Here is a 10,846-nt window from a genome sequence, read left to right on the forward strand (position 1 = left end):
ATTCATTCCTAAAATAAAAAAAGAACGGCTATCAATTGTTTCTGACTTAAGTTGGAGACAATTGATAGCCGTTCTTTTTATCTGTAATTATTCTCTGTTAAAAGTAACCAGGGTTTTGCTGAATGATCGGGTTTGCCTGAACTTCTGAATTGGGGATAGGAAGCAGGAAACGGAAATCATTAGCTGGTAAAGTTACCGAGTTAGTATTTGGCGCATCAGATGCATCACGTACTACAGGAAAACCTTTTCTCTTAAGATCCCAGAAGCGGTGACCTTCGTAAGCCAGTTCTTTAAAGCGTTCGTTGAGTATTTCTGTGATCGCCTGAGCTTTTGAACCCAATACAACAGGTACATATCCATTGATCCTTGCTGCACGCAGTGTATTCAGATCGCTTTCAGCGCTATTGGCTCCAGTGAACTTATCTTGTTCTGCACGGGCTTCAGCACGGATCAGGTACATTTCACCAGTCCTGAAAACTTTACCATTGGCAACGTTCTCCAGTGAACTACCATAAGTACCACCAGCATATTTATTGATCAGGCGGTTTGGCCTTGGAGCTACCAGTAATGGTTCTGTTTTGAAATACGCTGCAAAACGTACGTCGTTTACCTGGTCGTAGCTGTTCCATAATTTATCAGAAGGCAACCAGGTGATAGTACCGATGTTGGCAGGATTTGCAGAAGTACCACGGAACAAAGATCCGATACGGATAGAGGTACCCCTTACTATCCTCATAGCCAATTCGTTGGTATTGGCATCAGTCCAGATACCACCAAACTGTGCGATCGGTGATAACGGAATAGCAGTGATATATTCAGAAGCGAAAGTTTCAGCAGCCACCCAGTTGTTCATATACAATGCAACCCTTGCCTGTAACCCGGTTACAGCAAGTTTTGTAGCCCTGTTGATATCTGTAAGGTTGTTTGGTACCAATGTTTTTGCTTCGGTCAGGTCAGCCATCAGCTTAGTGAAGTAAGGCAACATTTCGATCCTCAGCTGGTAAGACAGTGATGGGGCTTCCATATAAGGCATTGCCAGTCCGGTTGGGTTGTAAGGCCCGCCATAGTACCTGAATGCTTCAAAGTGTGCATATGCACGCAGGAACAATGCTTCGCCCCTCAAACGGTTTCTCAGGGTATTATCCCCTGCTTTGGTAGAATCGGCGTTTGGAAGTGCCTGCAATACCCTGTTGACCCTGTCGATGATCTGGTAGTTAGGAGTGATAGCCGTGAAGTTATCACGGATGCTCACGTCGGTAGAAGTGTACTGCCATTCGTGGGTAGTACCTGCGTTGTAGAACTCACCTTTCTTCATTTCATCAGATAAGGTAGCGTTCAGCAGTATGTCCATTTCGGTACCGAGTGCGGCGTAACCACCGATCACACCTTGTTCGCAATTCGTTACCGTTTTCAGTGCCAGCGGCCCTGCAATAAGATCGGTTTCGTTAATATTAACCGCCTTGTCGCAGGAAGAGAAAGCTGCCATCAGACAAACCCCGGCTAATAATGATTTATAATATTTCATCAGAAAACTTTTTTTTAATTAGAAATTAATTTCGATACCTGTTACAACGATACGTGGGTTAGGATATTCACCTAAGCTGATGTTATTTCCATCTTCAGGATCCGGACCACGCCATGGGCTCCAGATGGCGATGTTCTGCATCTGCACATAAAACCTTGCACCTTTGATGATCTTGTTGCCTTTTCCGTCGTTGATCATTGGCAACTGATAAGCCAGGTTCAGGTTCCTGAAACGCAGGAATTTAGCATCCTGAAGATCTGATGAAGAGAATCCACGATCATAGATCGGGTTCTGGTAGAATTTCACGTCGCCGGGAGCCTGCCATTGTTCTGTAAGCAACCTCCTTGAACCGTTAACTGAAGACTGGTAACCAGCGATACCCCTTGTGATGAAGTTTTCGATATTATTGCTCCTTACTACATCAAACTGGTAAGAAAAGAGTGCGCTTAAAGTGAATGAACCGAAACGTACATCCATATTGAAACCACCTACGTGTTTAGGCAGGTAAGTACCGAAATCTGCGAACAATCCGGCTTCAGCAGCAACCAGTGTTTCTGTACCATCTGCTTTCACGAACCTTGGACGGCCTGTTGCAGGATCTGCTCCCAGATACTTGGTAGTGTAATGTGAACCATAAGGCAGGCCTTTCCTGATCACAAATGTACCCAGTGGGTATTCATTTACAAGACCAAGGTCTGTAATGGTATTCTTGTTGATAGCATGGTTGAACCCGAAGCTAAGGTCAAATTGTTTGGTGCGGATAACATCTACGTTCAAAGTCAATTCCACCCCCTTGTTTTCCATTGTACCTGCATTCACGTTCAGGCTTGCGAAACCTGAAGATGCCGGCAATGGCTGGGAAACGAACAGGTCAACTGTTTTGTTTTTATAAACATCAACGGTAGCTCTGATCCTGTTTCTCCAGAAACCAAGTTCAGCACCGACGTTCAATTTCTGGATCGTTTCAATTTTCAGGTTCGGGTTACCCGGAGTAGTTGGTACGATACCTGTAATGGTAGAACCTGTAAAACCGGTAGTGGTTCCATAAGCGGCAACCTGTGGGCCGAGATAGTTAGTAACTGAAACAAGACCGCCGGAAATACCATAGGTGGTAGTTGCAATACTTCCAATGTTTGGAACGATACCATAAGAAGCCCTCACCCTAAGGTCACTAAGAACTTTCTGTTTTTTCAGGAAATTTTCCTGGATAGCATTCCAGCTTGCACCGGCAGACCAGGTGAGTATTTCTTTATTGTCTTCGTTGAGGATCCTTGAAGTTCCATCCTGTCGAACGTTACCTGTAATGGTGTATTTATCTTTATAAGTATAACGTCCTGTCGCGAAATAAGAACGGATACCATACTGAGATTTAGCACTGGACGCATTCTGAGGATATGCAGTAAGAGCACCTACAGGAATTGTTCCTGCTCCCTGGCCTGTCTGTGTTAACCTTGGATCCATGTTGGTAAGAGAGAAACCTAATGCTTTCTGGTAACCTCTTACTACTTCAAAGTAAGCGCCTACTTCTACATCATGCACCCTGTTGAAACGTTTGTTGAAAACAGCGCTGGTGGTATTGATCGTGTTGGCGGTAATTTTATATGCTTCCGCGTCAAGGCCTGCACCATTGGTCTGGCGACTACCCCAATAAGAACTGGCATTGATAGCACGCTGCCACCTGTCGTCAGATACGTCGATACCCAAAGTATTCCTCAGGTTAACGGTAGGAAATAATTTATAATTAACAGTAATACCAGAATTTATCTTGATCTGATTTTGCCTCAAAACTGAGTTCTGAGACTGTTCGATCAGGTTACCGATCTGTTTTGGGTTAAGGTTGGTGCTTGAACCGAAGATCAGCTTACCATCAGCCCCGTAAGGGTTTTCGTAAGGTTTTGCCCTCCACAACATTGCGAAGCTGTTTTGCGCACCGTTCGCAGCATTCCATTCTCCTTCAGAATAAGTAGAGATTGAATAACCAGCTGCAGTGTTGAACTGGATATTGAATTTACCTACAGAATGATCGAAGTTGAACCTGGTAGTATACCTTTTTAATTCGGAATTGATATCGATACCTTTCTGATCCATATATCCTGCAGAAAGAAAAAAGCGTGACCTCTCGGAACCACCGCTTACGTTCAGCTCATGAGTCTGAGAGATACCTTGCCTGAAAAGATAATTAGAATAGTCTGTATCGATCTTGCCGATGCTGTCACGAAGGAAGTCACGACGTGCTTTTACCGCGTCTGATGATGTAGCATAAGTAGGGTTCAGTTTCGAATATTCCCAACCCGGGGTACCTGTAAGTTTCAGCCTTTCTTCATAAGTAAGTATTTCGGCAGTGTTCATCACATCGAAGTTGGTTGAGCTAGGCGCCTGTGTAAAACCCAGCTGGGAGCGGAAAGTTACATTGGTAACCCCTGCACGGCCTTTTTTGGTAGTGATAACAATAACACCCAAACCGCCACGTGCACCATACAGAGCAGCTGCACCTGCATCCTTCAACACTGTGATCGATTCGAAATCGTTCGGGTTGATAGTAGCCATATCCGCTGCCGGAAGAGGCACACCATCTACGATGAACAATGGCTGAACACCGGCACCCACGATAGACTGCACCCCACGGATGGTAAGGTTGGCACTGGTTCCCGGCTGGCCTGAACTTGAGTTTACCAACAATCCCGGAGCACGCCCCTGGAGAGCCTGGTCAAACGCACCTACCGGAACGTTTTCTACTACTTTGGATCCCAAAACGGTAGCAGAACCTGTAAACTGGGTTTTCTTTTCACGGGTGTAACCTGTTACGATCACTTCCTGTAAAGCACGATCGCCGGCGATCAAAGTCGGGTTGATAGTTGTTTTTGAACCGATGTTCACCTCTTCAGGTTGCATGTCAACGGAAGAGTAAATGATCGTTCTTGCATTGGAAGGAACCGGGAGAGTATAAGAACCATCTGTTTTGGTGCTGGTTCCTACATTTGTTCCTTTCACGATCACAGATACGTTGGGCAGAGGTTTCCCGTTTGCATCCGTTACAACACCCGTAACGGTTTTTTGAGCACTTGCATTTAGCACAAATGCCATTGCAACCACCAGGGTTGAAATAATTTTTCTCATCATTGCAGTTTAGTTTATTGCTACAAATATATTGGATTCCACAATATTTAACATTTAATTAGACAAGTTTCTTTCGTTTTTGCTGCTTGAGCAAAAAAATCGTCTCCCCCTGTGTTTTTGCGGTTTACGCAAAATACAGGGCGCCTGAGAGTGAAATGGATTTATTTGTGCAACAGAAGAACCTACTTCTTTTTTTTACTGGTCAGCAGTAGCAATACAGGCAAAAGCACCAGGTTGGTAGCGGTAGCTGTGAGCAGTGTGACCGACGTAAGCCACCCGAGCGAAAAAGTACCTCCAAAACTGCTGGCACAAAATATCACAAACCCTGCTATCAGCACAAGAGATGTATAAATAATGCTTAACCCTGTTTGCTTAATGGTATTCTTAACGGCGGCTTCCACTTCGAAATTATTTTCGGGCAGCACTTGTTTGTAATTTACCAGGAAACGGATGGTGATATCCACCGCTATACCGAGCGCAACGCTGAATATCAATACCGTACTGGGTTTCAATGGAACTCCAACCCAGCCCATTATTCCTGCCGTAATTACCAGCGGGACCAGGTTGGGAATGAGCGAACAGATAAGTATGCGGAACGATTTGAAAAGGTAAAGCATACAGGCAGAAATGAGCAAAAAAGCCCATAAAATACTCTCTTTCAATCCATTGATGATAAACCGGCTTCCTTCCAGGAAGGTGATGCTGGTACCGGTGAGTGTAACTTTATAACTGCTGTCGAATGTTTTGTCTACACTTTTTTGGATAGTATCCAGTATCAGCGGCAGCTTTTCCGTTCCCACATCTTCCATGCTCATGCTGATGCGCAGGTATTGTTCGCTCGAATCCACGAATGAGCCCAGCAGCTTCATCATCGCCGAATCTTTCGCATCCATATGGTTTTCCTGTTTTTTGATCTGCATCACCCTGATCATTTTGTGCAGGTCGGCCAGCGGGTTTCCAAATCCAGGCAACGTATAGGTGGCATCCCCTTCACCCTGGCTGACGGCCTGGTACGAAAATTTGATCCCATCCACTACCGACAAAGGTTTGCCCACCGAATTCAGCATCGCCAGCGTAGAATCCTGGAAGGCGCCGATCTTGCGGATATCGATGGAAGATTGTAATATACCTTTCGGTTTTTTGGTATCCACTACTATTTCCAGCGGCATCACCCCTTTGAAATTATTTTCAAAAAATTTCAGATCCCTGTATACGATGTCCGTTTTAGGAAGGTCATCTACTATATAACCTACCGTTTTAAGCTTCGCGATACCAACAATGGCCAGTGCCAGGATAGCCGCAGTTACCCCCAGGACGGTTTTGCGGTGATGGAATACCCATTTTTCCAGCCTTACGAGCAGGTTGGTGATCCATTTACTGTACAGGTATTTCAATTGCATTTTACCCGGCGCCTTCAGAAAACTCAGCACCGATGGCAGCAGGATGAACGAAATGACAAAAATGACCATGATACTCAACCCGGCCACCACACCAAATTCTTTCAGGATGGCACTTTTGGTGAAAGCGAAAACTGCAAAACCGATTGCAGCGGTGATATTGCAAAACAACGTAACAACGCCCATCTTGCTCACCATGTTCACCAGCGATTCGTTCTTATCTCCGCTCTGCAGGTAGGAAGTATGGTATTTATTGATGAAATAGATGCAGTTGGGGATACCTATCACGACGACCAGCGACGGAATGAGGGCCGTAAGCAACGTGATCTGGTAACCGCACATTTGTGTAATGCCGACCGTCCATATTACACCGATCAGCACCACAGCCAGCGATAGCAGCGTGGTACTGATGGACCGGAAAAATATCAGCAAAATCAGTACGCTGAAAGCGAGTGAACCCAGCAGGAAGAGTTTCATTTCCTTTTGTATCCTGTCCGCCACCACAGTGCGTATGAGTGGCAATCCGCTGAGGTGGGTATCTATTTTGGTGGCTGCTCCAAAATCGTTGACTTCTTTGGTGATGGCCTGTATGATTTTCAGCCGGCCGGGTGTATTGAAAGTATCCTTATTTACACGGACCGCCATGAGGTAGGCATTATTACCATCATTGTTGATATGATATAATTTTTCCTTGTAAAAAGGCAGGTTGTAAAAAACTTTTAAGGCGCTATCAAGTTCTTCCTGGGTAGTGACGTTTTCCGCGAATATCCTGGCAGCCTCTAGTTTTTCCGTTACACTGTCTTTTACCAGTTGTACAGCACCCGGAACGCTCAATATGTCTTCAACGGCATTTATCTTTTTTAGCTTCGTAACCAGTTGCTGGTAAGCCTGGAAATTTTTTAAAGCAAAAAGCTCCTTGCTCTGCACGCCGATCACCATCGTATTTCCATCATCGCCAAACCTGGCCTTAAAAGCCATATAATCCTTGTACTTCGGGTTGTCGGTAGGGATCGCCTTACTGAATTCGTAGCTCAACTTGATCTTTGAAGCATGATAGCCCATGAAAATGGTAGCTCCCGCCAAAAGAATTAATAATACGATCCTGTTTTTAATGACGAACTTTGCCAGTTGCTTCCACATAATGATTTAAATTGGGTTGAATGCTGTTCTTATTGCAATGATTATGCAAATTTAGAGTTTAGGGATTAGAGTTGAGGGTTAGAGTTGAGGAAGTTTAGAGGTTTAGGGGTTTAGAGGTGTAGAGGATTGCAGGTGTATGCCTTTGGCGTGCTTATTTATAAATTCAGAAAGTTTAGAAGTTCAAATAAAAAAGTATTAAAAAAACTATAAGACATCCCCATCGTCGGTCATCGGTGGTCAGTAATCGGTGGTCGTTTCCCCATGACACACAAAACAAAAGGCATCATATTACGTACAGTCCGCTATGGCGAAACCAGCCTGGTAGTGACCATGTTCACCGAATTGTTCGGTGTGCAGAGTTATATGGTAAATGGTGTGCGTACAAGTAAAAAAAGCGGCCTAAAAGCCGCCATGTACCAGCCGGGCGCCATCCTGGAGATGCAGGTATACCACAGCGAACAGAAACAGATGCACCGGATAAAAGAGGCGGACTGGGCTTACCTGTACCAGAATATTTTAAGCGACGTCATCAAAAACAGCATTGCCCTTTATATGATGGAGTTGCTGTATAAGGTTCTGAAGCAGCCGGAGCAAAACGCTGACCTGTTCTATTTTTGCGAAGATGCGCTCATTCAGCTGGATGCCGCCCCGCCACATATCGCGGCTAATTTTTCCCTTTACTTCGCTTTACATCTTGCGGGTTTTTTCGGCTTTCGTATCAACGATCCGGAAAGGGAAGGCCAGGCCTTCCTCGATCTCGCCGAAGGCGCTTTTACCGATCACGCGCCCGTACACCCTTATTTTCTGGAAGGGGAATATGCCCAGGTTACGGCAGAGCTGCTGAAGATCATGCAGCCGCACGAACTGGATCAGCTGAAACTGAACCATGTGAAAAGAAGGGATTTATTGCTGAAATACCAGGAGTATTATGCGCTGCATATCCAGGATTTCGGGCAGATGAAGACGCTGGCGGTGTTGCAGGAGTTGTTTAATTAATTGCCGGCGTTAAGCCCCCGGCAATTGAATCCTTTTGGCTTTTCCTTCATATAATTGCACCAGCCCCGGTTTTTTCCCTGCCGTAAAACTTCCGAATTGTTTATCTATACCCAATGCCCTGGCGCCGTTCAGCGTAGCCCATTTCAATAGCGTGGCTAATGGAAGGGAAGGGAAATGCTTTTGCAAAGTGAGTATCTCATCATACACATTCAGGCTCCGGTTGCTGGCATAACTGTCGGTGCCGATCACGATATCAAGATCGTTCTCAAGCAAGATATCTACCGGCGGAAGGGTATTTTCAATGTAGAGGTTTGCATTGGGGCACAAACAAAAATACAGTCCGGCATTTTTTACATGAAAGGCCGAAAAGCTGATATCCTGCTGGTTGATGAAAGTATTGTGTACAGAAATGATCGTTTGTTTACGGTCGAAATAAGGCAGCCAGGTCTGCCAGCTTCTTTTGCCGGCGGGTACAAATGAACTTATATCGATATTGAAATTCTGGTAGAGTTCCAGGAATTTCCCTTGTTTATTTTCATACAATTCATTCTCCGCCTCCGCTTCCTGGTTGTGGATGGAGATGAGTTGCCCTGCTGTTTTCTCGTTCAGCAGGTGAAACAATTTTTTGGAAACAGAATACGGCGCATGTGGCGAAAGCGTACTGAACCTGGAATAAGGCACATTGAATTTATCCAGCACATCTTCCGCAGCAGAAAGCCGCGAAACCGCACCGGCTTCGGAAAAACCGCTCACTTCTATGAAATTATGCCAGTACAGCGGGCTGTTTTGTTTCAGTGACAAACTATCGGCCGTATTACAGATATCACCCACTGCGACCGTTCCGCCATCATATAATTCAGCGGCAGCGGCAGACATAGCAGCATTTTTAATTTCTTCATCGGCAGCCCTCCCGGTCATTATTTTCTGCACAAAATCCACCAGGCCTGGTCCTTCGGGCACTTTTCCTTTGAGATGGCTCAGTTCGATATGGCAATGGGCATTCACAAACCCGGGCGACAATATCCCGCTGATTGATCTGATGTCATCACCGGCTTCGGCTTCGGGCACAATATCGGCCACAATACCTTCTTCGTTCACTATTAACACATTGCCCGCAGGCAGCAGCCCGGTTCCGGTAAAGAGGGTGTCAGGTTTTATTTTTATGTACAAAATGATTGGTTGAGAAGATGTAAATTTGCGGCTAAATTACGAAAAAGGCTACGCCTTTTGAGTTTAGGGATTAGGGTTTAGGGTTTAGAAAGACATTCGGTTGCAACTAAACACTAATCTCTGAACCCTAAACGAGAGACAAAGTAGCCTATCAATTGAGACATACCACACATGCTAGATAAATTAGATGCCATAAAAGCGAAATTCGATGACCTGGGCGTAGCGTTGACCAATCCGGAGATTGTAAGCGACAATAAACGTTACAGTGCCATGAGCAAGGAATACCGCAGCCTTGAGAAGATCGTTATTGCCCGTAATGAATATGTGAAAACGATGGAAGATATCGAGTTCAACAAGGAAGTGCTGAATTCGGATGATGAGGAAATGCGTGAACTGGCGAAGATTGAATTGCCGGGGCTGGAGGAAAAAAAGGAGTTGCAGGAAAAAAGTCTGCGCAACATGCTTATCCCGAAAGACCCGTATGATGAGAAAAATGCCATCCTGGAAATACGTGCCGGTACCGGCGGCGATGAAGCCTCCTTGTTTGCCGGTGACCTTTTCCGCATGTACATCAAATACTGCGAAAAGAAAGGCTGGAAGACTGCTTTGCTGAGTGAAAGTGAAGGAACAGTTGGTGGTTTCAAGGAGGTGCAGGTAGAAATTACCGGCGATGATGTATATGGCACCATGAAATTTGAAAGCGGGGTACACCGTGTGCAGCGTGTGCCGGACACCGAAGCCAGCGGGCGCATTCATACCAGTGCCGTAACTGTAGCGGTAATGCCCGAAGCCGAAGAAGTGGATTTTGAACTGAAAGAAAGCGATGTAAAAATGGAAACTGCCCGAAGCGGTGGCGCCGGCGGACAAAACGTAAACAAAGTGGAAACAAAAGTGTTCCTCACCCATAAACCCACGGGTATAGTAGTGATGTGCCAGACAGATCGTTCGCAGCTTGGAAACAAGTTGAAGGCGATGGAAATGCTGCGTACAAAATTATACGATGAAGAAGTACGCAAGGCGGAAGAAGCCATCTCTCATTTGCGTAAAAGCCTTGTAAGCACCGGCGACAGAAGCGCCAAGATACGCACCTACAATTTTCCGCAGGGAAGGGTAACCGATCACCGCATCGGGCTTACCGTCTACAACCTGGATAGTGTACTCAATGGCGAGGTAGGGGAATTTATTGATGCGCTGCAGTTTGCAGAAAACGCCGAAAAACTTACGACGCAAGCTTAATTACGAATTACGAATTACGAATTACGAATTACGAATTACGAATTACGAATTACGAATTACGAATTACGAATTACGAATTACGAATTACGAATTACGAATTACGAATTACGAATTACGAATTGAAGTTCGCACGATCAGAATGCTGGCTTTGAATGCAAGTCGCCCCATTCGTAATTCGTAATTAAACATTCGTAATTGACTACTGTTGTTGCTGCATCATCATCATCTCCATATGCCGCTGATAAGAATTCAATTACGAATTACG

Annotated in this window: 6 protein-coding genes; 2 read left to right on the plus strand and 4 right to left on the minus strand. The window is 45.2% G+C overall.

The features are described 5' to 3' along the window. Window positions 1-97: 97 nt before the first annotated feature. The 3 genes from EGI32_RS09830 to EGI32_RS09840 all read right to left on the minus strand — a co-directional run bounded on the left by EGI32_RS09830 (window position 98) and on the right by EGI32_RS09840 (window position 7,179). Window positions 98-1,525, minus strand: coding sequence for a RagB/SusD family nutrient uptake outer membrane protein (locus EGI32_RS09830; protein ID WP_255155221.1), 1,428 nt, complete (start codon window positions 1,523-1,525; stop codon window positions 98-100). A gap of 18 nt (window positions 1,526-1,543) precedes the next feature. Further along, complete coding sequence (locus EGI32_RS09835) at window positions 1,544-4,642, minus strand: SusC/RagA family TonB-linked outer membrane protein (protein WP_255155222.1); 3,099 nt, start codon at window positions 4,640-4,642, stop codon at window positions 1,544-1,546. Between the two features lie 182 nt (window positions 4,643-4,824). Next, a complete protein-coding gene (locus tag EGI32_RS09840; protein ID WP_255155223.1) occupies window positions 4,825-7,179 on the minus strand; it encodes an RND family transporter in 2,355 nt (784 codons plus the stop codon). A gap of 261 nt (window positions 7,180-7,440) precedes the next feature. On the opposite strand from EGI32_RS09840, the gene recO reads away from it, so the two are divergent. Beyond that, window positions 7,441-8,175 (plus strand): DNA repair protein RecO, encoded by a 735-nt coding sequence (recO, locus tag EGI32_RS09845; protein ID WP_255155224.1) that lies wholly within the window; start codon window positions 7,441-7,443, stop codon window positions 8,173-8,175. 9 nt (window positions 8,176-8,184) lie between these two features. Here the strand turns inward: recO and EGI32_RS09850 are convergent, their stop codons facing one another. Beyond that, window positions 8,185-9,345, minus strand: coding sequence for an amidohydrolase family protein (locus EGI32_RS09850; protein WP_255155225.1), 1,161 nt, complete (start codon window positions 9,343-9,345; stop codon window positions 8,185-8,187). A gap of 171 nt (window positions 9,346-9,516) precedes the next feature. Here EGI32_RS09850 and prfA point away from each other — a divergent pair, with 171 nt between their 5' ends. Continuing rightward, window positions 9,517-10,581 (plus strand): peptide chain release factor 1, encoded by a 1,065-nt coding sequence (gene prfA, locus EGI32_RS09855; protein WP_255155226.1) that lies wholly within the window; start codon window positions 9,517-9,519, stop codon window positions 10,579-10,581. Window positions 10,582-10,846: the final 265 nt, after the last annotated feature.

Source organism: Ferruginibacter sp. HRS2-29, from assembly GCF_024343615.1.
Lineage (GTDB): Bacteria > Bacteroidota > Bacteroidia > Chitinophagales > Chitinophagaceae > Ferruginibacter.

Excerpts from the sequence above, each read along its gene's own strand:
- EGI32_RS09830 (WP_255155221.1), bottom strand. The coding sequence starts at position 1,525 with ATGAAATATTATAAATCATTATTAGCCGGGGTTTGTCTGATGGCAGCT.
- EGI32_RS09835 (WP_255155222.1), bottom strand. The coding sequence starts at position 4,642 with ATGAGAAAAATTATTTCAACCCTGGTGGTTGCAATGGCATTTGTGCTA.
- EGI32_RS09840 (WP_255155223.1), bottom strand. The coding sequence starts at position 7,179 with ATGTGGAAGCAACTGGCAAAGTTCGTCATTAAAAACAGGATCGTATTA.
- recO (WP_255155224.1), top strand. The coding sequence starts at position 7,441 with ATGACACACAAAACAAAAGGCATCATATTACGTACAGTCCGCTATGGC.
- prfA (WP_255155226.1), top strand. The coding sequence starts at position 9,517 with ATGCTAGATAAATTAGATGCCATAAAAGCGAAATTCGATGACCTGGGC.